General features: G+C 49.3%; 19 protein-coding genes. 3 read left to right on the top strand and 16 right to left on the bottom strand.

Annotation, left to right across the window (positions count from 1 at the left end; translation table 11 throughout):
* Positions 1 to 41: 41 nt before the first annotated feature.
* The 9 genes from C7B82_RS05525 to C7B82_RS05485 all read right to left on the bottom strand — a co-directional run bounded on the left by C7B82_RS05525 (position 42) and on the right by C7B82_RS05485 (position 12,161).
* On the bottom strand, positions 42 to 2,756 hold the full coding sequence (locus C7B82_RS05525; RefSeq protein ID WP_106255313.1) for an MGH1-like glycoside hydrolase domain-containing protein: 2,715 nt from the start codon (positions 2,754 to 2,756) through the stop codon (positions 42 to 44).
* Positions 2,757 to 2,897: 141 nt separating this feature from the next.
* Positions 2,898 to 4,457, bottom strand: a complete 1,560-nt coding sequence (locus C7B82_RS05520) for a GMC oxidoreductase (protein WP_106255312.1) — start codon at positions 4,455 to 4,457, stop codon at positions 2,898 to 2,900.
* Positions 4,458 to 4,521: 64 nt separating this feature from the next.
* The gene (locus C7B82_RS05515; RefSeq protein WP_106255311.1) at positions 4,522 to 5,619 is read right to left on the bottom strand and encodes a VOC family protein; all 1,098 of its coding nucleotides are present in this window, start codon (positions 5,617 to 5,619) and stop codon (positions 4,522 to 4,524) included.
* Between the two features lie 2 nt (positions 5,620 to 5,621).
* Entirely contained in the window at positions 5,622 to 6,500 is an 879-nt protein-coding gene (locus C7B82_RS05510; RefSeq protein ID WP_106255310.1) for a hypothetical protein, read from the bottom strand.
* Positions 6,501 to 6,546: 46 nt separating this feature from the next.
* Positions 6,547 to 8,127 (bottom strand): GMC oxidoreductase, encoded by a 1,581-nt coding sequence (locus C7B82_RS05505; RefSeq protein WP_181357360.1) that lies wholly within the window; start codon positions 8,125 to 8,127, stop codon positions 6,547 to 6,549.
* Between the two features lie 338 nt (positions 8,128 to 8,465).
* Positions 8,466 to 9,806 carry a 2Fe-2S iron-sulfur cluster-binding protein gene (locus tag C7B82_RS05500; RefSeq protein ID WP_106255350.1) on the bottom strand — a complete coding sequence of 447 codons (1,341 nt, stop codon included), beginning with the start codon at positions 9,804 to 9,806 and terminating at the stop codon, positions 8,466 to 8,468.
* A 96-nt stretch (positions 9,807 to 9,902) separates the two neighbouring features.
* Positions 9,903 to 10,727 (bottom strand): MIP/aquaporin family protein, encoded by an 825-nt coding sequence (locus C7B82_RS05495; RefSeq protein ID WP_106255308.1) that lies wholly within the window; start codon positions 10,725 to 10,727, stop codon positions 9,903 to 9,905.
* A gap of 31 nt (positions 10,728 to 10,758) precedes the next feature.
* Positions 10,759 to 11,556, bottom strand: a complete 798-nt coding sequence (locus C7B82_RS05490) for a glucose 1-dehydrogenase (protein WP_106255307.1) — start codon at positions 11,554 to 11,556, stop codon at positions 10,759 to 10,761.
* A 68-nt stretch (positions 11,557 to 11,624) separates the two neighbouring features.
* Positions 11,625 to 12,161, bottom strand: a complete 537-nt coding sequence (locus C7B82_RS05485) for a DM13 domain-containing protein (protein ID WP_106255349.1) — start codon at positions 12,159 to 12,161, stop codon at positions 11,625 to 11,627.
* A 266-nt stretch (positions 12,162 to 12,427) separates the two neighbouring features.
* Here C7B82_RS05485 and C7B82_RS05480 point away from each other — a divergent pair, with 266 nt between their 5' ends.
* Positions 12,428 to 13,693 (top strand): GAF domain-containing sensor histidine kinase, encoded by a 1,266-nt coding sequence (locus C7B82_RS05480; RefSeq protein ID WP_106255306.1) that lies wholly within the window; start codon positions 12,428 to 12,430, stop codon positions 13,691 to 13,693.
* A gap of 288 nt (positions 13,694 to 13,981) precedes the next feature.
* Here C7B82_RS05480 and C7B82_RS05475 read toward each other — a convergent pair whose 3' ends face one another.
* The 4 genes from C7B82_RS05475 to C7B82_RS05460 all read right to left on the bottom strand — a co-directional run bounded on the left by C7B82_RS05475 (position 13,982) and on the right by C7B82_RS05460 (position 16,538).
* On the bottom strand, positions 13,982 to 14,323 hold the full coding sequence (locus tag C7B82_RS05475; protein WP_146141059.1) for a hypothetical protein: 342 nt from the start codon (positions 14,321 to 14,323) through the stop codon (positions 13,982 to 13,984).
* 227 nt (positions 14,324 to 14,550) lie between these two features.
* On the bottom strand, positions 14,551 to 14,976 hold the full coding sequence (locus C7B82_RS05470; RefSeq protein ID WP_106255304.1) for a nuclear transport factor 2 family protein: 426 nt from the start codon (positions 14,974 to 14,976) through the stop codon (positions 14,551 to 14,553).
* A 31-nt stretch (positions 14,977 to 15,007) separates the two neighbouring features.
* Positions 15,008 to 15,907 carry a pyridoxamine 5'-phosphate oxidase family protein gene (locus C7B82_RS05465; RefSeq protein ID WP_106255303.1) on the bottom strand — a complete coding sequence of 300 codons (900 nt, stop codon included), beginning with the start codon at positions 15,905 to 15,907 and terminating at the stop codon, positions 15,008 to 15,010.
* Positions 15,908 to 15,941: 34 nt separating this feature from the next.
* A complete protein-coding gene (locus tag C7B82_RS05460; protein WP_106255302.1) occupies positions 15,942 to 16,538 on the bottom strand; it encodes a glutathione S-transferase family protein in 597 nt (198 codons plus the stop codon).
* 229 nt (positions 16,539 to 16,767) lie between these two features.
* On the opposite strand from C7B82_RS05460, the gene C7B82_RS05455 reads away from it, so the two are divergent.
* Positions 16,768 to 17,379 carry a TetR/AcrR family transcriptional regulator gene (locus tag C7B82_RS05455; RefSeq protein WP_245939750.1) on the top strand — a complete coding sequence of 204 codons (612 nt, stop codon included), beginning with the start codon at positions 16,768 to 16,770 and terminating at the stop codon, positions 17,377 to 17,379.
* A 96-nt stretch (positions 17,380 to 17,475) separates the two neighbouring features.
* Positions 17,476 to 18,150, top strand: coding sequence for a DUF4253 domain-containing protein (locus C7B82_RS05450; RefSeq protein WP_106255301.1), 675 nt, complete (start codon positions 17,476 to 17,478; stop codon positions 18,148 to 18,150).
* 212 nt (positions 18,151 to 18,362) lie between these two features.
* Here the strand turns inward: C7B82_RS05450 and C7B82_RS05445 are convergent, their stop codons facing one another.
* From C7B82_RS05445 to C7B82_RS05435, 3 genes are all read right to left on the bottom strand, one after another.
* A complete protein-coding gene (locus tag C7B82_RS05445; RefSeq protein ID WP_219904047.1) occupies positions 18,363 to 18,770 on the bottom strand; it encodes a DUF4126 domain-containing protein in 408 nt (135 codons plus the stop codon).
* A 117-nt stretch (positions 18,771 to 18,887) separates the two neighbouring features.
* Positions 18,888 to 19,808, bottom strand: a complete 921-nt coding sequence (locus C7B82_RS05440; protein ID WP_106255299.1) for a phytanoyl-CoA dioxygenase family protein — start codon at positions 19,806 to 19,808, stop codon at positions 18,888 to 18,890.
* Positions 19,809 to 20,092: 284 nt separating this feature from the next.
* A complete protein-coding gene (locus C7B82_RS05435; RefSeq protein ID WP_106255298.1) occupies positions 20,093 to 20,983 on the bottom strand; it encodes a phytanoyl-CoA dioxygenase family protein in 891 nt (296 codons plus the stop codon).
* Between the last annotated feature and the right edge of the window lie 133 nt (positions 20,984 to 21,116).

Genomic DNA, 21,116 nt, shown 5'->3' with positions numbered 1-21,116 from the left:
GCTCCTAGCGTATGTTGCTTCTTTTTATAAGCAGCAACAGCTTATCGAAACGTGGTTGTTTCGATCGTTGCCTGAGTGGGGTTTAGCGGCTGATCTTGCTTGTCATCTTCACCAAGCTGCTGAAGGAGTTGAGCGACTAAGCCAGTCCAACCCGTTTGATGGCTGGCACCAATGCCTGCTCCGTTATCGCCGTGGAAGTATTCATAGAACAGGATAAAATCACGCCAGTGCGGATCGGTCTGAAACGTTTCACTGCCGCCATACACTGGACGATAGCCCGCTGCGTTTTTCAGAAAGATCTGAGTCAATCGTTGTGATAAGGCTGATGCTACCTCTTTGAGTGTAAGCATTTGACCGGAGCCAGTGGGGCATTCAACTTTAAAGGTATCACCCAGATAGTGATGAAACTTTTGCAGTGATTCAATGAGTAAATAATTGACTGGAAACCAGACCGGACCACGCCAGTTAGAATTACCACCAAACAGTCCACTGCTGGATTCAGCGGGTTCATAGTCCACCCGGCACTCCATGCCGTTGGCATAAAAAATGTAAGGATGGTCAGCATGATAACGAGAGACGGCTCGGATGCCATAGTCACCAAAGAATTCTGACTCATCCAGCATTTTTTGTAGAATGCGTCTGAGCTTTTCCTGCGAAGCGATCGCCAGCAAGCGGGTTGCACCCATGCCTCTTGTTTCCATACAAGCGACATTTCGCCGTAAATCAGGACGATTTTGGATGAACCACTCCAGACGTTTTTTGAAATTTGGCAGTTGTTGCAAGGTTTCTGGTGCCAGCGTTTCAACCGCAAAGAGGGGAATGAGACCAACCATCGATCGCACTTTCATTTCAATCTGGCGATCGTCCGGTAAATGCAGTACATCATAGTAGAATCCATCGGCTTCGTTCCAGAGCGAGGCTTCCATATCGCCGATGTGATTCATGGCATCGGCAATATAGAGATAGTGCTCAAAAAACTTGGTCGCAATGTCTTCGTAGACGGGATTGGTTTTGGCTAGCTCCAAAGCGATGGTCAACATATTGAGGCAATACATCCCCATCCAACTGGTGCCATCGGATTGATCGATATGTCCCCCGGTGGGAAGTGTGGCGCTGCGATCGAAGACACCAATATTGTCTAAGCCCAGAAAGCCACCCTGGAAGACATTATTGCCTTCAGTATCTTTGCGATTGACCCACCAGGTAAAATTGAGCATGAGTTTTTGAAAAACGCGCTCTAGAAACTGGCGATCGGCTCTCCCATACATCTTTTGCTCAATTTGATAAACCCGCCAGGTGGCCCAGGCATGAACCGGCGGATTCACATCGCCAAACGCCCATTCGTAAGCTGGTATTTGCCCGTTGGGGTGCATATACCATTCCCGCGTCAGCACATCTAACTGGTATTTGGCAAAGTCAGGATCAATCATCGCCAGGGTCACGCAATGAAAGGCGAGATCCCAGGCAGCAAACCAGGGATATTCCCACTTATCACACATGGAGAGAATATCATCGGTATAGAGATGGAACCACTCACGATTTCGACCGCGCTTGCGTTCTATCGGCGGCTTCGGTGCAGCAGCATCACCTTTCAACCAGTCTTCAATCACGTAGTGATAATACTGCTTGCACCACAACATGCCAGCAAAGGCTTGCCGCTGGACATGGCGCTGATCGTCACTAAGTGGAAACGGCGTAATGCGCTGGTAAAAGGCATCGGCTTCCTGTTTTCGCGCTGCAAACGCTGCGTTAAATTCATGCCCCAACGGGTCGGTTAAATTTGGGACATCACTGAGTCGTAATTGAATCGTTTTGGTTTCTCCAGGTAAAAGCATGAAGACATAGTGAATAGCCGCTTTTGTGCCTGTCTGGGCAGGATTCACCGTTTCTTTGCAGCCGTTGACAACATAATCATTAATGCCATCTTTCACATAGGGGGAAGCATTCGGAGTGCCAAAGGCGCGCTCATGATTGGTCTCGTTTTCTGTAAAAAGAATGTCTGCCTTGCCTGGAGCATAAAGCCACCGGTTTCCTAATGTCGGATGGAAGGCACCGATAACGCGTCCATCATGACCCGATTGCAGTGCTTGTAGGGTTGGCTTCTCTGCATCTCCATTCCATGACCAGGTATTACGAAACCAGAGGGTCGGCAACAAATGTAGCGTTTTTGCTTCCGTGCCGCGATTGATGACAGTAATTTGGATCAGCACATCTTCCGCCGATCGCTTGGCATATTCCACAAACACATCAAAGTAGCGATTCTCATTAAAGACTCCCGTATCCAGCAACTCATATTCTGGTTGATGGCGATCGCGGTGACGATTCTCTTCTACCAATTGAGTATAGGGAAAGGCTTGATGCGGATACTTATACAGCGCTTTCATATAAGAATGCGTGGGGGTATTGTCCAGGTAGAAGTAGTATTCTTTGACATCTTCACCATGATTCCCCTCGCTGCCTGTTAGCCCAAATAAGCGCTCTTTCAAGATGGGATCTTCCTCATTCCACAGGGCGATCGCAAAGCACAGCCGTTGATGGTTATCGGAAATCCCCAATAACCCATCTTCACCCCAGCGGTAGGCACGCGAACGTGCCTGGTCATGGGGGAAGTAGTCCCAGGCAGTGCCATACTGACTGTAATCTTCGCGTACGGTACCCCACTGGCGATCGCTCAAATAGGGTCCCCATCGCCGCCAGTGGGCTTTGTGGGCGATTGCTTCTTCTAACCGCAGTTCTTCTTGAGTTGGAGTTGCCATCGTGAATGTCACCTTATACAAAAAATTAGTTTTGCTAGCTCACGCGATCGTGCCATCATCAAAAACATTTGCTTGGATTCCATCAGCCAGATTCAAGGAACAGCCGATTCAAAGAGGGACATCCAAAGATGATTGAACATCCTATGTCGCACCCATGCGTTCAACCAAATGATCACCCACCCGCAACGCATTCGCAATAATCGTCAGCGTGGGATTAACAGCCGCACTGGAGCGGAAGAAACTGCCATCCACCACGTAGAGATTGTCTACATCATGGGTGCGGCAGTTGAGATCAAGGACAGACGTCGCTGGATCGTCACCAAAGCGACAGGTGCCACACTGATGCGCCACACCTTGCAAGGGTAGCTTTTTGCGGAAGTAGAAGGAGGCAGGAATGATTTGCTCACCGCAGCCAATGCCTTTGAGAACGCCAATCCATCGATTCAGTAAGCGATCGTAGGCTTCGGTATTGTTCTCGGTGTAATGTAATTGAATGGACTCTCCCCGCAAGGTGACGCGATTATTCGGGTAAGGCAAGTCTTCCGCTGTCAGCCACCAATCGACGGAGTGAGACGCGATCGTCTCAAACGCATGCTGTTCCCGAAACGACAGCCCCAAAAACGAAGGAGATTCCTGAGCAATCATATCGGCATTGATTTTACCCAGCAATTGCACATGACCCATCGGATAGTCGAATTCCTCATCCCCCCAGTAAAAATCATTCACCGCCATCGTTTTCTGAAAGGTTGTCAAATTCGCTTTTGTAGTGACTCCAATAATGGCACCATTCTGATGCTTCATTAAGTTGCGTCCAACTTGATCAGAACTGTTTGCCAGCCCGTTTGGATGGTTGTCATTGGCTGATTTTAACAGCAGCGCCGCAGAGTTAATCGCACCACAAGCAACCACAACAATGTCACTCCAAAACAAATGAGTTTCACCGTTTAGTTCGACTTCTACGGCTGTAACTTCTCGCCCAGAAGGATTGGTATGTAGCTGTTTGACCTTTGCTTCTGTCAACAGCGTCACATTGGTGTATTGCTCGGCAGGGCGCACACAGGTGACATCCGCATCAGCTTTTGCATCGACCAAACAGGGGAAACCATCACAGGTATTGCAGCGAATACAGGCGCTCAAGCGACGATTGACTTCGTTTAGCTTAACCGCCAACGGTAGGTAAAATGGATGATAGCCTTGATTCTGCAAGGTATCGTGTATTTCTTGAATGCGGGGTTCGTGGCTGATAGCGGGATAGGGGTATGCCTCGCTTGCAGGAGGCTCGGTCGGATCAATACCATGCTGACCATGCACCTCGTAAAGCTGTTCTGCTTGCGTGTAATATGGCTCGAAGTCGCGGTACTTGAGTGGCCATGCGGGAGAGATGCCACCTTTATGAATGACCCGATCAAAATCCTGTTCTCGCCAGCGAAAGAGGGCACCGCCATAGACTTTAGTGTTACCGCCGACAAAGTAACCGACACCGGGATGGATTGCCTGTCCTTTGTGGTCATACCAAACTTCTGACGTGTGGTAACGCTCTTGCTGTACCACTTGCACAGTGTCCCAGTTGGCTTTTTCTCTAGGCAAGAACGAACCGCGCTCCAGGATGAGAATCTTTTTGCCAGTAGGCGCGAGACGATAGGCAAGGGTGCCGCCGCCTGCTCCAGTGCCGATGATGATGAGGTCGTAGTGAGTCGTCATGGGGAGATGGGGGATGGGCAGATGGGGCGATGAGGGGATGGACGTGCAGCAAAGGCAACGTAGGCTATTTTTCAACTAAGCGCATTGCATGACCATCCGGATCGCGTACGATTAATGCTTTTTTGAAGCCTAGTCTTTGCTCTGGAATGGTCACAACCTTAGGAGAGATGAACGTGGCTTGATTAAGTCGCAATCGTTCGGCGATCGCCCCTACATCCTTTACCACTAGAGTGGTTTGCCAGTGCAACAGATCATTCGGTCTAGCATCGGCAGGGAGCGATCGCCCATCCGTTGGTTTCAGGTATTCCAAGAACTCAATGCCGGGTCCAGCAGGAGAACGCAACCCGCTAATGTGCAGTCGCGCACCTTGCACATTGTTAAGATGTTCCTGCTCAGTGCCGTAATTCAGGCTTTCCCCTGCCACTCTCAGACCCAGCAAATCCCGGTAAAATTTAAGGCTGGCTGCTGTATTAGAGACCACGATCGCCGTGTGATCAATGCCTAAAAATATTTGATTCGTTGGCTTTTGCCATTTCGGATCACCTTTGCCAGATGGAAAGTAAATAATTTCTAAATTATGTCCATCTGGATCTTTAAAGTAGAACGCACGAATGCCTGCGGCAGCTTGATTGGAGTCAGGAATACGTTGGGGAGCCGTAGAAGCGTGTTGTACTTTAAATTTACGTAAGTGTTGATAGGCTTGATCCATATCGCTGACGGCGATCGCACTATGTTGAAACCAACGATCGTTGCTACAGGAATCAATGGGAATGGGTCGCCCCTTGGGTGTGAGATATTCGGTTAGCTCAAGCAATTCATTACCCAGTTGTAATTTCACTACTCGCAACCGCACACCAAAAAGCCCTTGCAGTTGTTCATACTCCGTCCCCAGCACTTCCACATCAGAGACTTTCTTGAACGACAAGACATTCGAGTAAAAAGCGACTGCCCGATCCATATCCGAAACGGTCATACCCACTGACTCGACTGCAACCACGGCGTTCTGAACCGTCTGGGTTTGAGCCAGTTGAACCGGGGTTGTTGCCTGACTCGACAGCGCACTTTGGGAATCTGCGTGCTGTTGAGGTGCCGCAACAATCACCGCAAAGGCAATGACAGAGAGGAGCGATCGCTGGAGTCGTTTATGAAATCGTGTAGGCATTGTCAAACCTTGGCAGGAGATACAGGCTGAAGAAGGGAGATTGACAGGGCTAATGCAGATTGTAAGAAGGCTTCAACTTGCTGCTGTTGCGCTTCCACACTGCTAAACTCAGTGAGTTGGGATGCAGGCAATACCGCCCCCACCCAGTGCTGAGTATGCCAAAAGCCATGACCGTCGAGAACAGGAAGACTGGCTGTGTCTGGATAGGGATAGGGCGACACGTACCAATAGGGCTCGTTATAGTTGGCGTCTCCAGGCGATAAACCAACGCCGACTGTGAGTGCGCTTCCATTTCTAGTACCGGGAAGCATGATGAGTGTTGCCATATCGAAGTGATGCGGCCAGATACGGATAGCGGTTGCATCCTCATTCGCTGTGATGATGGATTGAAAGAGTAGATACGTATTGACGTAGTAATCGGTCAGTTCGCTCAACGCTGATGGTTGACTGGCATCAAAGGTGGCACCGTGAGCCAGGGGATGATCAGGAAAGTCATCGGGTGGATAATCCAGAAACGCAATTTTGCTGGCATCTGCACCCAGTTGAGAAACCGCTTGCTGAAGCCAGCTTAGTCCTTCTACCATCGTCTTTCCATGTAAGGGAAGGGATACGATCGCTTCACTCTGCTGATTCAAGAGGATTAATTTCAGATTGACTGGATCAAGCGCCACTTGAAACGGTTGAGCGGCTCGAATGGCTGCACCCACAAATACTTCTAAAACTGGATGCCACGACAAGCTGGTGTGGCTGTAATCTGGGAGTGCTTCTGCCAAGGCCGTGCCTGTAGCGGCAATAAACTGGATTGCATAATGCAATTGCAGTCTACCTTCAGTCAGGACTTGAGGCTTGATTTTTTTTGTCATGTGCCAGGTTGTAGTCATAGTCAATGGCCATTGATTAGAGAGTTTACAAAGCTAACGCCATAAGTCATTTCAGTCGTTCAATCAGGTGGTCTCCTACTCGCAACGCATTCGCAATGATCGTTAAAGTCGGGTTCACAGCACCACTAGAACAGAAAAAGCTACCATCGGTAATGTAGAGATTGTCAATGTCATGGGTACGGCAATTGAGATCTAACACCGAGGTGGTCGGATCATCCCCGAAGCGACAGGTGCCAACTTGATGCCCAACGCCATCCAGAGGCAGTCTGCCTGTATAGGTTTGACCCGCACCCGCAAAGTAAGAGCAGTTCGGCATAATTGCCTGTCCGCATTCAATGGATTTCAAGATCTCGATCCAGCGCTGCTCCAGGCGATCGTAGGCTTCCAAATTGTTTTCCGTGTAGTCCAGAATGATTTTGTCACCATCGACTCGAATGCGATTGTTGGGATCGGGCAGATCTTCAACGGTGAGCCACCAGTCAATGGAATGAGTCGCAACGTCTTCAGGGGTCAGCGGTGCATAGGCGGCAGCATTGCCTTCCAACGCTTCTTTACTAACTTTGCCCAGGGTTTGAATTTGTCCCATTGGATAGTCGTAACCATCCTCACCCCAGTAAAAGTCATTGATAGATAGAGTTTTCTGAAACTTCGTGGGATTCGGCTTTTTACTGACACCGATAATGGAACCCAACACGTGCTTCATAAAATTGCGTCCGACCAGATCAGAACGGTTGGCGAGTCCATGCGGATGCGTTTCATTCGCAGATTTGAGCAGCAGGACAGACGTATTGATGGCACCACATGCGATCGCCACTATATCGCCAGAAAACTGCTGCACATGAACCTGCCCTGATTCTGGGTCACGCACTTCTACCTCAACGCTGGAGATTTCGCGTCCAGAAGGGCTCGTGTGCAGTTTCAGCACCTTAGCGTCTGTCAACAGCGTCACATTGTCTGCTCCCATCACCGGACGAACCGTGCTGACTTCAGCGTCCGACTTGGCATGAACCAGGCATGGAAACCCATCACAGGTATTGCACCGAATACACTCGCTCAGATAGCGTTGTGCCTCATTTAAGTGAATGCCAACAGGTGTGTGGTAAGGATGCAGACCTTTGGACTGTAAGACCTCTGAAATTTCTTGGATGCGCGCTTCATGGCTCACAGCAGGATAGGGAAACTCTGCACTCCGAAACGGTTCAGTTGGATCTTCCCCACCTTTTCCATGCACCTGGTAAAGCTTTTCTGCCTGTACGTAATAAGGTTCGAAGTCCTTGTACTTCAGCGGCCATTCGGGTGAAATACCATCTCTGTGCTGAAATTTCTCAAAGTCTTTTTCGCGGAGACGGAACAGTGCCGCACCATAGACTTTTGTGTTGCCACCGACAAAATAACTCATGCCGGGATGGAGTTCCTTGCCATCTTTGTCGTACCAGACTTCAGAGTTGTGGTAGCGATCGCTATTGAACACCGTTTTCACATCCCAGTTTTCTTTTTCCCTGGGTAGAAAAGGACCTCGCTCCAGCACCAGAATCTTCTTACCGCTTTGGGCTAAACGATAGGTCAGGGTGCCACCCCCTGCACCTGTGCCAATGATAATAATGTCGTAATGGTTCATTGTAGACATTTCATGCGTTCCTTGTTGAAGAGAATCATGGCAAAGTTTGAATATCGGTCAGTATGCTTGGTCTACCGGATCTAAAGCTGATGCTTGGCTGAAAGTTTCGCTTAGAGGGTATTAAAAAAAGAATTGTCTGTGATGTTTAGCACTCAGAGATCCCCCCTAGCCCCCCTTAAAAAGGGGGAAACAGTCTTTAAGTCCCCCTTCCTAAGGGGGATTTAGGGGGATCTGTACGATTTGCTACAACAAGTAAGACTTTTAAAACATCCACTTAGAACGATGAGAGAAGAGGCAAGCTCAACAGAACATAAAACAGAGCAACAGTCGTTTGAATAAACCTGCCTCTACAATTCGAGGACAACTTTAGCGGTCTTTGGTTTAGAGATACAAATGAGTACTGAACCGTCCTCGATCGCAGCTGTAGGCGCTGTTTGATAGTCCACTTCACCCTCTAGAAGTTTGCACTCGCAGGTGCCACAAATCCCTTGACGACAACTATACGGAGGGTTCAACCCATTGGCTTCCGCAAACGCTAGAAGGCTATCGGCATCCCCTTGCCAAATGACTGTTTGATTGGATTGGGCAAAGACGATTTCTGCTGCTTCAACGTCGGCGTGGTCAACGTCAGTGGTTACGCGATCGCTGGTTGCCTTACTTGCCTTGGTGAACATCTCAAAAAAGACATGGTTGTCAGGTACACCCGCCTGCTTTAAACCGCTACGGATGGATTCTAAAAAGGGCGGCGAACCACACAGAAAATACTCGGCTTCTTGCATCACCAGAGATTGAATGAGAGCCGTATCGACGTAGCCGACGCTGTGGTGATGATTCGCATCTTCGTCACGGGGACGGCTGTAAGCGAAATGAAGCATCAAATTAGAGTTTTGCGCTGCGATCGCCCTGATCTCATCACGAAACGCATGAAACCTGCCATCGCGTGCACCATGTAGAAACCAAACGGGGCGATCGGGATTTAGACGAGTAGCCGCTTTTGCCATGCTAATCATGGGTGTAATGCCAACTCCATTACTAATCAGCACCGCAGGCAATGTCTTATTTACATCCAGGATGAATTTACCGCTGGGGGGCTTTGCCGGAATCACCGCACCCTCATGAATCTGATCATGCATAAAATTTGAGGCAATGCCTGGTGGGACATCCAACCCGCTTGGCATCAGTTCCCGCTTGATGGAGAGGCGATAGTATACATGTGGTTCAGGATAGTCTGATAGCGAATAGGTGCGAATGATCGGTCTTGCTTGTCCTGAAATATCCAATTTAATAGTGAGAAACTGACCAGGTTGAAACGTTGGAATATCGCCCTTATCTTCTGGCTCTAAGTAGAAGGAGGTAATTTCCTCACTTTCTTTTACTTTGCGAATGACGACAAAGTTGCGCCAGTCTTTCCAGTCCGTGCTTTCGGTTGCTTGAGTAGATTGTCCATCACGTAACGTTTGAGTTGTGTTTTTCTGATCTCTCTTATTTGTATAAGCAAGACCAAAGAATGCGCCACATCCGGCTCCAATCAAGGAGGTATACAACGCTGTTTTGTAAGCAGATTCGTCTTTTGATTTGGTTACTCCTATGACGATCGCAGAGGCAAGAGCGATCGCTGAAAGGGCTGTCAATCCGGCGGTTAAACTTCTGGCAAAGGGATGCTGAATTCTTGCAAGACTCTCAAACATACTGAGTTCCTCATAAATGACGGCTGACTGATACAACCCAGGTAGGGGCACTTTAGAAGATTAGCTCGTTCAAATTAAAGCGTTTGAGCAGTTGCTTTACAGCAATGGATCGCTTAATCGCTGTGATCTATTACCGACCATCGGTTCGCGGTAGCCACAGCGAAAAATGCAGCGTTTAGTGTTGTGATGGTGCAATTTGGCGCAGCGTATCGCTTTTCGTCCTTTCCAGCGGACATAAACCTCAGACGCAGCTAACATTCCCAAGAGTGGGGCAGTAAAATAGATCCAAAGAGCCGTCCAGTTATGAGCGGGAATTGCAGAAGCCAATGTGCGAGCGGGATTCATACTCATGCCAGAGAGGGGCGCTTCTAAGGTGATGTAAGTCGCAATCAATAGTCCTGCGAAGACTCCAGTAAAGCGTGCCAGTGTCGGTGTATTGGAAACGACCAGAATCATCATCATGATGCCAAAGGAAATGATCAGTTCTGCCAGAAAAGCGATCGCAGTTCCACCCGCTCCGGGAATGGTGACAATGTAACTAACGGTGGGATGAGCGATCGACGTTCCTAGAAGCTTTGCTGCCAGCAGCACTCCCAGCAAACCGCCCACAAATTGTGCCAGGATGTAAAAAAGGGCATCCATCCGTTTAACCTTACCTAAACGAAAAAAGGTAAGAGTGACAACTGGATTTAGATGTGCGCCAGATTGTTTGCCCCAGGGAGAGTAGATGATGGCGATCGCGGTCAATCCCATCGTAATCCCAATCATCAATCGTCGCGCGAGTGGATCAGCAATGAACTGATGGATCAGTGAAGCTGGATGCTCCAAGACCGCTGTCGCAATACTGGCAGAAACCATGAAGAGACCTAAGCCAAAAGCTTCCATCAGATATTCCGGATAGTGATGACGTAAAGCATTCATACCGTTTCACCCTTCATCCTTCATCCCTTCACTATTGCTCCTGGTAATTCCAAAGCAACCCACCATCTACAAAGAATGTGCTGCCGGTGATGTAATCGGCATTGGACGAAGCCAGGAATGCTACCAGGGACGCTACATCCTGCGGTTGCCCTAAGCGACCCAGTGGAATATTTTTGAGCAAGGCACCGAGTTTTTCGGGGTCATTCAGCAGTTTGGTGTTAATGGGCGTTTCGATCGCGCCTGGTGCAACGTTGTTAATGGTGATACCCAAAGCACCCAATTCCACTGCCAGATTACGGGTAAACATTTTCATCCCGCCCTTGCTAACGCAGTATGCCGTGAAATTGGGGAAGGGGAGATCCTCATGCACTGAACTAATATTGATGATTTTGCCAGGACGCTTCGTTTCCATCAAATGCTGCACAAAGGTTTGCGTGGCAAAGAACACACCCTTTAAATTGACATTCAGCACTGCATCATAATCTGCTTCCGTCACGTCCCAAAATGGCGCGTGTTTCTCAATGCCAGCATTGTTTACGAGAATATCCAGCTTGCCAAAATGCCCAATACTTTCAGCAATCAGCTCGCGCACCATATCCACATTGCCTAAGTCTGCTTGAACCGTATAAGCCTGGGACTGTGGACACTCTGCCAGATAGCACTTACCCCCGATCGCCTTCACCTTCTCCAGGGTTTCTTCAGCGCCTTCTGGGTGAGAGCGGTAGTTAATCACGACATCGGCTCCTGCTTGAGCCAACCGTAGAACAATGCCCTGTCCAATACCCTGGCTACTGCCCGTCACAAGAGCAACTTTGCCTTTAAGTGTCATGAGGTTTCTCCTTATCGGATCGATGTGTTGTTTGTGGTTCGTTCTTTGTGCTTGATAACAACTACTGACTACCGACTGCTAACCAACTTGGCAGCACCAAACGTTGCATTAAACTTGCGGCACCAGATGGCAGCAGATTGATACTCTGCTACATTGACTGTTGCAGGAATGGCATACCGCTGAGTACCGCTAAATTTACGTAACGGTGCCAGAAGCAGATAATCCCCTGCTTGCAACGGATACGCGGGTGGCTTTGTGGCACCCAATACATTACTAGAGCGATGTAGAATTACAACGAGATCGGGACCCTTGTTGGAGGTCTTAAAGCCCTCACCAAGTTCCAGAAAGAGTTTGCCGTCTTGGGCGATAATCCGTGCCGTTCCCTGAGTGGATTGTTCGCCAGAGGCAAAACTGCCAGACTTGATCGTTGTTGGCTTTGTGGAATTCATTGCTTGAGCAATCAATTCTGACGTTATCGATTGTGCAGCAGCACTTGTAGCCGAAGGAAGAGGGCTTTCAGCCGCCTGATTCTTGATGGTTCTGCCTACATAACCAATAAAGACCAAGGACGCTAAACTTAACAAAATCCAACGTTTCACGTTCATCGTTGAAATTTCCTTAATCAACATTAGTAAGCCGTGTTTGTGATTATCAAATTCACCGACCATTGTTGCTGGGCATCATGATCGCAAGATGATAAATTTCTAAGGAGTTCAGTCCGCAATCCTGAGATTGCAGCGAGAATTTTTTAAGGTTATTCTCAGCAAGCTTTTATGTTTAGCTGGTTGAGTACAGCGGCTCAGTGCTTTTTCACCGACAAAACATGATAAATTTTATGAGATTACATTCTTGATGCAGGTAGTTCATTCCCATGAGTTACATTCAAGAAGATGATGAATCCGCACAGTACCGTGTCTGGCAGCGAGAGCGGCAGGCAATGGCAATCTTGTCTTCCCTTAACTATCGCACTGGGGAGCTAAGTTGCTATTTACACGACATCGCCTGTGCAGTCAGCCAATTGGTCAATGTGGATTGGACGGTCGTCACCCTTTGCCAGGAAGGCTTTGAAACCGTTTTGGCAAGTAGCCTGGACATGGGCGATGCGCCTCGAGTGTACTCTCTGCATGGTCAGTTGACCAGCACCGTGATCCAAAAACGGTGTACGTTAGCGGTGAAAGACGCGATCGCGCAACCAGAATATGGCGAACCAGCAGAAGGCTATCGGGCGTATTTAGGTGTACCACTGCGAACGGCTGAAAGCGAAATGATTGGTACGGTCTGTTCATTTCATCAGCAACCGCGCGAGTTTACACCAGCAGAAATTCAGATTGTTGAACTGTTTGCTGAACGGGCAGCAACGGCGATCGATCATTATCATCTCTACCAGCAACAGCGCCAATTTAATGAAGCACTAGAAGCGGAAGTCCAAAAGCGGACTGAAGAATTGCGTGTGGCTCAAGCTCAACTGCTTGAAAAAGAACGGCTAGCCGCAATTGGTGAATTTGCTGCCATGATTGTGCATGAAATTCGTAATCCCCTGACAACGATCATGATGGGGTTAAAGTATTTCAAAAAAATCGTTTTGGCGATACCGGCGCAAGAACGCCTGGTACTTGCTCTTGATGAAGCAAATCGCTTGGAGCGTCTCTTGGGTGAGATTTTGCAATATGCTAAGCCTCATATCTTGCAACTGGTTGAGTTGGAGCTAAACGAGTTTCTTCCCAAACTACTGGCAACAAGCCGCGAGATGCCAGAAGCACAAGAGCGTCAAATTGAGTTTATACCTGCTGTCTCTACGGTAAAAATTTCAGGCGATGCCGATAAACTTAAGCAAGTGCTGATTAATCTCATTCGTAATGCCTGCGAGGCAATCCCAGCGGGAGAAGTTGTCAGATGTGATGTCGATCGTTCCACTCCAGATGCTGTCTCTATCAATGTTCATAATAGTGGAGCGCCAATTCCAGCGGATGTTCTACCCAAACTGACCCAACCCTTCTGTTCGACGAAGCCCGGTGGCACTGGGTTAGGGCTAGCCATTACCAAACGCATTGTGCAGGCGCATGGTGGTACGTTAGCGATTCAATCGACGCTAGAAAGTGGGACGATCGTCAGTGTTAAGTTGCCAGTGCTAACGTGATCACGCTTCATTCGCTCTTGGTGCTTAGCTACACTACCGTCACCAACTTTGACAGTACAACGCGCTTGAGTGCCTCAAGGTGCTTTGAAAAAAAGCAATGACATCCTGATCGATGTCCGCACTAAGCAAAGCCGTACCATAAGCATTCCCCTTCAAGACTCGTAGCGTATGGCTGACGGCGGATGAGACCCTGTCGATTTGCTCTGGACCACTGATTGTGGTAGATCGCCAAAGCTTCACGGGACAGGCGAGCCGCCGCGATCGCAGCCATCATGTCTGTACTTAGGGTTAGGGAGCAAAGAGACTTAACTGAACCGGTTTAGCGGGTCCTGTCAGCGCTCTCCAATGCTGATCAAAGGCTTTCAGGTTGCGGCATTTGTTTTTCGCTAGCTTGGGAGCAACAATATAAAACTCCTCGAAAGCTGGATAAATGCCTTCTTGTCGTCGGTGGAGATAGCACCGTTTGCCGTGCAGGTCTTCTATTGTGGCATGATGACAATGGCAAATTGTCTCTAACTTGGGCTCCATCTGAGCTTTGTTGCCTTCATCTACCAGAACCACTTTGCGATCGGAATTGACGTAGGGCTTGCCGTTTTTTCCCATCAGTTGCTTATAGAACCTGTTTGACATCTTTATAATAGTAAGAGCAGGCACCTACACTCTTTACAGCTCATCGTCATGGCATTTGGGTGAGAACCCGATACGCTCACCATAATGATTAGCGCATGTGGTGTCAACTTGGCTCAAATTATGTCGTGTTCATTCTACATTCACTCAAAAATCAGCGATCGCTCACAACTGCTGATTGCTGCTATTGAAGTTATATCCATCAATTAAGGTGCACTGCTTCGTTCAGATCAGGTTCGTTCCCAACGAAACTTGCGATCGGCTTCCTGGATCAGCACATCGTTAATGCTGGCTTCGCGTCGTTGCATGAGCCCATTTACGGCAAACTCCCATTGTTCATTGCCGTATGAGCGATACCATTGTCCGGCTTCATCGTGCCACTCATATTCAAAGCGGACAGAGATACGGTTATCAGTAATGCTCCACAGTTCTTTTCTGAGCCGATAATCCAATTCTTTATCCCACTTGCGACGCAAAAAGAGTGTAATTTCTTCACGACCGTTCAAAAACTCTGAGCGGTTACGCCATTGCGAATCTGGGGTGTAGGCAAGCGCGACGCGATCGGGATTGCGGGTATTCCAGGCATCTTCGGCGGCTTGCACTTTTGCTTTGGCCGTTTCTAACGTGAAGGGTGGTAGAGGTGGTTTCGTTTCCATCGGTTGTCCTATGAATGGATGTGAATTTAAGTTAGACGGGGTTATATGGTGAGTATTCTATGAATTGCCAGCGTAGAGGCGTAGCGTTGGTAGTGGCGATCGCCTGACTCAACTCAAATTCCACTAACCGTTGAGCACCAGCAAACTCTGAGAGGCGCTCTGAGTCCCAAATAATCTGAGCGGTGCCAGTCAGTTGCAGCGTTTCACCACGTTCAAAAGCGATGGACAGCAACCCGGCGTGTGGGTTCTGAAACAAATTGCCAAAAGTGTTGAACATATTGTTTCCGGCATAATCTGGGAACAGCAGTTTGGTATCGCTGATCACCTGCACAAAGCCCGGATTGCCACCACGATGAGAAGCATCGGCACCATCTGGATGGCTGCTGGCGATGAAAAAGGTGTCCGTTTGAGCCAGCCATTGCTGCTGTTGCGGTGACAACGATTGGCTCATGATCGTCTCCGGTAACGCTGCTTCAGAACTCACTTGAGGATCGAAGTGACGCAGTTGAATATATTTGGGGCAGTTGAAATACGCCTGTTGGGTGTGGAGATGGATACGTCCATCTGCTTGAATCTCAACGGTGCCGTTCAGCCTCAAGCGTCGTCGCGTTGCCAAATCAATCACCAACAACCCCAGATCGTGACCAGACTGCAACGTTTCACGTAACGGATCGCCTGCAAGGGGAACGGCATTGATTTGCACACATTGCTCTGCGATCGGCTGCACGAACCCTGCTTTACCCGTGAGCATTGATGCCCACACATTGCCGCTGCCGTCCACCGTACTCGCGATCGCCCAGGTTTGGTTTTGTAAGAACTCCTGAGCAGCCGGCTTAATTACTGCGCCCAACAAATGCGTCAGGCGATCGGCTTCAGCCTGTACACCAACCCTTGCTTGCACTGCTTGTTCCCCAGCATGAAAGACTGCCATGAGAAGCTCCTTTATCTCACGTTCAAAATTTGAACTACAAACCCGGCATGCCTACATAGCCAGGAAGTTGTTTAATGCGATCGATCCAAGCCACGATATTTGGGTAGGCGTCTAGCGAAAGCTTGCCATCAGCTGCCAGTCCGATATATGGAAAGCAGGCAAGATCAGCGATCGTGGGCCGATCGCACTCCAACCATTGCCGTGTTGCCAGATGCTCATCAATGGCCTTCAGCACGGTGTAGGACTGTTTCTCTATGGCTGCCACGTCGATCGATGCACCAAAGAGATAGTGCAATCTTGCTGTCGCTACCGTATTGGCAATTTCTTTAGATGCCGTTGAGAGCCATTGGGAAACTTTACCCAGCAACGCGGCATCTTCGGGAAGCCAGTCTGACCCACCATAGCGCCGTGCCAGATAAACCAAAATTGCCTGAGAGTCGCGTATCACCACATCCCCATCGACTAGCACAGGCACTTGACCAAAGGCATTCAATGCTAAGAAAGGCGGTTTTTTGTGTTCTCCCGACTTTAAATCAACGGCGACCAGTTCATGCTCCACTCCCAGTAAAGAGAGTAGCAGCCTGACTTTGTAGCAATTGCCAGAGAGTAGAAAATCATACAGCTTGACCATTTAAGAATCCTCTTTGTGTTATGAGAGTTAGCTATCAGCCTTCAGCTATCAGCCTTCAGCTATCAGCCTTCAGCTATCAGCCTTCAGCTATCAGCCTTCAGCTATCAGCCTTCAGCTTTAAATCCTGGACTGACCGCTGACTACTTTTAAAACTTTTAATGTACCAATCGTTCGGTACAGATACAATGTACCAATCGTTCGGTATACTGTCAATAGAGTGTTGACACAAATGATGTTGAGAGAGGAAGCGGTTGGCCGTTTGGTCAATGTATTTCGGCAGTATGGCTATGAGGGCGCAACGCTGGCACGGCTCTCAAGCGCAACGGGGTTAGGCAAGGCAAGTCTCTATCACCACTTCCCTGGTGGGAAGGAGGAGATGGGTGGCGCTGTTCTAGAGCATCTTAAAGGCAAGTTGGAATTTGGTATGCTGATACCGTTACGCAGCAACGCTGACCCAGTTGAGCGTCTGCTAGCAATGGCTCGAAGCGTGGATGCGTTCTATAATCACGGTCAGCAGGCTTGCTTGCTGGCGATGCTGGCCTTGGGCGAAGCCAACGATATGTTCCATACTCAAATCCAACACGTGCTCAATGTGTGGATTGATGCTCTGGCAGGTGTTGCGATCGATGCAGGGATTGATGCAACGGTAGCTCGACAGCGTGCTGAAGATGCCATTTTGCAAATTCAAGGCGCTCTGATCCTGGCAAAAGGGTTAGGTGATACAGCACCGTTTCAACGCGTTTTGTCCACCTTACCAGACACACTTCTAACAACCTGCCCTTCGCTTGCAGATTCAGGAACACGGATAGATCCGTGCCAAGCACTCTATAAAGCTCGTTGACGTTGCCTCTTCCTAAAGCGCTAGTAACCATCAACCGGACGCCTCTTTCCATGTAGCGCGTTTTTGTCTAACCATAGTGACCAGTAGGAGCAATCAATGGCGTTCACGACTTTTAAAATTGCTGGTTCTAAAGCACTTGATGCTCTCTACCTGCGACGTGAGTTGTTTCCAAAAACTGGCGACTATCCTTTCCTCATCGGTGACGCGGAGTCATTGCAACGCATCAATGAAGCGGCCGAATTTTACGACCAGTCTACTGCCGAAATCATTCAGCGATCGATGGCTGTCGATGTCGATCAGTGGCTTGCTGAGCGTCGTGAGGAAGCCGCAGAGGATGAATTCTCAGCTGAAGATATGCTTGGTACCTGGACTGGTGATGTCCCTGAAAAGGGTTCAGTGAACCTACACCGAGATATATTGACGGGCGAAATCAAACCTGAGATCTTCCTCGGTCTTGCAACCATCAAAGAGCCGTGGCAGTTACCAGCCGTTCTAAAATACGGTGCATGGAATGCCTGTCCCGAAGCAGAAATTCATTGTGTCTTTCACCGCAAATGGCAAACCCAATTTGGGGCGCAGATCGCCGGCCTCTCTGGCGACGTCATAGAATGCATCGTCACCAACCCGCCTCGTGATCAGGCAACCGCCATCGAGCTTGCGTGGGAGCAATATTTTTACTGTCCTGACATTGTTGAGCAAGGCTGTGAATCAATCAGTTATCTCGCGGGTACCCTGCTCAACTCGCCCTACTGGTTTTTCTGGTGGGACTGAGAACCTGGCTAACGATCGCAGGCACCGGAGCGACAGAACAAGGTTCTTCAAAGAGAACATGCGATCGTCGATCTTGTAAGGTGAGTTGCTGTAAAGCAAACGCACCACTTTATTGGGCAGTCTAAAGTCATTTCTCTCTGAGAATGCCTAATGACCAATGACCGAAGGGTAAGCATTAAAGGTAAGTCGCTCAAACGAAAAGATTAGACTGCCTATCGGGTCACGACAAAAGCAGCCAGCGCGATCGCGATCACATCTTCAATCAAAGCAGCGGGAATGGCGCCAATCCGGTCGATCGCTGCTATACGTGCAGCTTTACCGCCATAAGCGCCAACCAGTGCTCCTACGACGCCGATGATCGCTCCGACTGGTGCAGGGCCGCTGTGCGCCGCTGCAATGAACCACCCCACAACACCACCACTAATCAAACGAGCGATTAAAGCTGGAGGACTTGTGCGAGAGGTCATTTGCGGCAGCTTATCACCAACCAACTCAGCCACAGCCAACACTGCAAGCACAATGCCTGCAATTCCACCCCGTGCTAGAAATAAAGCGGCAGGGGCTGTAAAGGCCCGTAATCCCGACACGAAACCCAGCGCGAATGCAAGCAGTAAAGCCATAAACGGAAGCATCTGGACTCTAGACCCTCATAGTAAACTCTGAAGCTCGCTCAAAACAATGAGGTAGTCTAAGGCCTCAGACTCTTACTGGAAAACCATAGGCTTTGCAGTATTGGCTCAAGACACGATCGCAACCTGAGGCGGCGATTGGGCTGGCACTGCTAGCGCATCGCCGCAATACGCTGTTACCATTGGCGATCGATAGCCGTCTGGTATCCAAAGCACAGGGAAAAAGCTCTCATCCATCTCTGACGTTCCCATACGGCGATAGCGGCTGAAGATATACCCATAAGCATCTCCAGGTGGTCGAAAAGCCGCATCAGCCGGAAACGTACTGACCGCAAAACTGCGGCGAGTGCGATCAGTGGTGGTGTTGCCTGCCGAACCATGCCAGAGGTCGCCATGCACAAAGACGCAGCCACCCGGTGGTAGTTCGATCGCCACAATCTCTGGCTTTGCCACGCCTGCCGCTGCGGCTGCTTGCCAGAGCGGTTGGCGATAGTCGTCTTTCAGCGCGTGCAAAAAGCGGGGTTGATCTTCACAGTGCCACTGATGGGAACCGGGAACGACTTCAAGTGTGCCAGCGGTTGCGATGGCGTCACTCAACGCAATCCAGCAGGTGATCATGGTAGACGGAGCAATACAAGCCGCATAAGTATTATTGCGATGGAAACTCACTGCTGGCGCGTCCGGTGGTTTAATCCAGCAGCTATCGATCGCAAAGCGCCCACCATTCCAGCCAGCCAGCGTGGCATTGAGGCGTGCAATTTCGGCAGAAAATGAAAAGCTGGCAACCGTGCGATCGCATCGCCAAAGTCCGCTCATTTGACGGGTAGCATTGGGTTGGCTCAATCCCGGTCGCCCGTGCCATTCATCGGGATAGACACCCGTTTCAAATTGCGTCGCAAACAACGGATCAAAGCGACTGGCAATGCGATCGACCCATTCTGGCGCTAAAAACGACTCTAAAACCAGAAAGCCATCGGTTTGAAACTGGCTTCTTTGCGCTTCAGTCAGTTGCACAGGTTGGTGCGTCATACAGTGAGTCCAGTGAGTCTCTTTGTGTTGGAAAATTAGTGTGTGTGAGCGGTCAGCGGTCAGCGATCAGCTATTAGCCATCAGCATATTAGCCGTCAGCCATCAGCTATTAGCAGTCAGCTATCACCTTTCCTAAAATAATCAACCCATTGCTCAAATCCATTGATCAAAGAAGATCCAGTTGATGGAACGTTAGCAGTCAACCGACGCTTTAGAGCTGACCGCTGACCGCTGACCGCTGACCGCTGACCACTAGCTAATGGCTAATAGCTGATCGCTAAAATTCAACAAGCGACAGCCATCGCTAGTGCGTCTTCACAGTAGTCGGCTAAAAATGGCGTGCGGTAGCCGTCCTGCTGCCAGACGATCGGGAAAAAGCTCTCATCCATTGTGTCGTCACCGTACCGCTTATAGCGACCAGGAAGATAGCCACCTTGAACGTAAGCATCGGTCGACTTAAAGCGTGCATTAACTGGTACATGCGCTACAACCAGGCTTCGACGCACGGTGTTGGGCATGAGATTTTTGTTCGAGCCATGCCACATGTGCCCATGATGAAACACGCAGCTTCCGGCAGGCATTGCTAACAGTGATACTTCTGGTTGCGTAATACCAGCCTGCTCCGCTGCCTGCTCCATTGCCGCACGATAGCCTCTGTTTACCGCATGAAACTCAGGCACCGCTTCTGAAAGTGTCCATTTGTGAGAGCCACGAACGTACTCGATCGTGCTGCCACCGGGAATCGCCTGACTGAGGGCAATCCAGCAAACCACAATTTCTTGTGGCGTGTAGTAAAAGTTGTACATCGAGTCTTGATGCAGCGTCGTTTCCGAAGCACCATAGGGCTTCATCCACAAGCTATCCGATATCAGCCGTGAACCTGACCAATGGCCCAATTCAGCGCTCATTTGCCCAATTTTGGCAGAGAGCACGACAGAGGCAAGGGCGCGATCGCTCTTCCAAACATTACTCATCTGCGCCGATGCGTGGGGTCGTCCGAGATAAGGATTCCAGTACCATTCATCAGGATACATTCCCGCTTCAAATTCGCCAGCAAACAGAGGATCAACGCGCTCTACAAGCTGCTGGACGATCGCATCCGTCAGCAAATTTTCGACAATGAGAAAACCATCATCGTGGAAACGAGTAACTTGTGCTTGAGTAAGCAAAGACATGGTTAACAGTCATCCCAACAGCGTCACTTAAAACTTTACCCTGGCTTGCCTCTTTTGCACCACTTCAAACAGCCATTAGAAGGCTAAATATTTGAAATTCATCATATTCTTGTTTTATGTTGTAAACGCGACA

This window comes from Stenomitos frigidus ULC18 (assembly GCF_003003795.1).
In the GTDB taxonomy this organism is placed as follows: Bacteria; Cyanobacteriota; Cyanobacteriia; order Leptolyngbyales; family Leptolyngbyaceae; genus Stenomitos; species Stenomitos frigidus_A.
Note: the sequence above shows the minus strand (reverse complement) of the source record. Positions and strands in the feature narration are given on the sequence as shown.

What these genes read in the sequence shown, in the direction of transcription:
- C7B82_RS05440 (WP_106255299.1), bottom strand. Translation starts at nt 19,808, where the DNA reads ATGACGCACCAACCTGTGCAACTGACTGAAGCGCAAAGAAGCCAGTTT.
- C7B82_RS05520 (WP_106255312.1), bottom strand. Translation starts at nt 4,457, where the DNA reads ATGACGACTCACTACGACCTCATCATCATCGGCACTGGAGCAGGCGGC.
- C7B82_RS05470 (WP_106255304.1), bottom strand. Translation starts at nt 14,976, where the DNA reads ATGGAAACGAAACCACCTCTACCACCCTTCACGTTAGAAACGGCCAAA.
- C7B82_RS05515 (WP_106255311.1), bottom strand. Translation starts at nt 5,619, where the DNA reads ATGCCTACACGATTTCATAAACGACTCCAGCGATCGCTCCTCTCTGTC.
- C7B82_RS05495 (WP_106255308.1), bottom strand. Translation starts at nt 10,727, where the DNA reads ATGAATGCTTTACGTCATCACTATCCGGAATATCTGATGGAAGCTTTT.
- C7B82_RS05455 (WP_245939750.1), top strand. Translation starts at nt 16,768, where the DNA reads ATGATGTTGAGAGAGGAAGCGGTTGGCCGTTTGGTCAATGTATTTCGG.
- C7B82_RS05510 (WP_106255310.1), bottom strand. Translation starts at nt 6,500, where the DNA reads ATGACTACAACCTGGCACATGACAAAAAAAATCAAGCCTCAAGTCCTG.
- C7B82_RS05445 (WP_219904047.1), bottom strand. Translation starts at nt 18,770, where the DNA reads ATGGCTTTACTGCTTGCATTCGCGCTGGGTTTCGTGTCGGGATTACGG.
- C7B82_RS05465 (WP_106255303.1), bottom strand. Translation starts at nt 15,907, where the DNA reads ATGGCAGTCTTTCATGCTGGGGAACAAGCAGTGCAAGCAAGGGTTGGT.
- C7B82_RS05475 (WP_146141059.1), bottom strand. Translation starts at nt 14,323, where the DNA reads ATGTCAAACAGGTTCTATAAGCAACTGATGGGAAAAAACGGCAAGCCC.
- C7B82_RS05505 (WP_181357360.1), bottom strand. Translation starts at nt 8,127, where the DNA reads ATGTCTACAATGAACCATTACGACATTATTATCATTGGCACAGGTGCA.
- C7B82_RS05500 (WP_106255350.1), bottom strand. Translation starts at nt 9,806, where the DNA reads ATGTTTGAGAGTCTTGCAAGAATTCAGCATCCCTTTGCCAGAAGTTTA.
- C7B82_RS05435 (WP_106255298.1), bottom strand. Translation starts at nt 20,983, where the DNA reads ATGTCTTTGCTTACTCAAGCACAAGTTACTCGTTTCCACGATGATGGT.
- C7B82_RS05525 (WP_106255313.1), bottom strand. Translation starts at nt 2,756, where the DNA reads ATGGCAACTCCAACTCAAGAAGAACTGCGGTTAGAAGAAGCAATCGCC.
- C7B82_RS05460 (WP_106255302.1), bottom strand. Translation starts at nt 16,538, where the DNA reads ATGGTCAAGCTGTATGATTTTCTACTCTCTGGCAATTGCTACAAAGTC.
- C7B82_RS05450 (WP_106255301.1), top strand. Translation starts at nt 17,476, where the DNA reads ATGGCGTTCACGACTTTTAAAATTGCTGGTTCTAAAGCACTTGATGCT.
- C7B82_RS05485 (WP_106255349.1), bottom strand. Translation starts at nt 12,161, where the DNA reads ATGAACGTGAAACGTTGGATTTTGTTAAGTTTAGCGTCCTTGGTCTTT.
- C7B82_RS05480 (WP_106255306.1), top strand. Translation starts at nt 12,428, where the DNA reads ATGAGTTACATTCAAGAAGATGATGAATCCGCACAGTACCGTGTCTGG.
- C7B82_RS05490 (WP_106255307.1), bottom strand. Translation starts at nt 11,556, where the DNA reads ATGACACTTAAAGGCAAAGTTGCTCTTGTGACGGGCAGTAGCCAGGGT.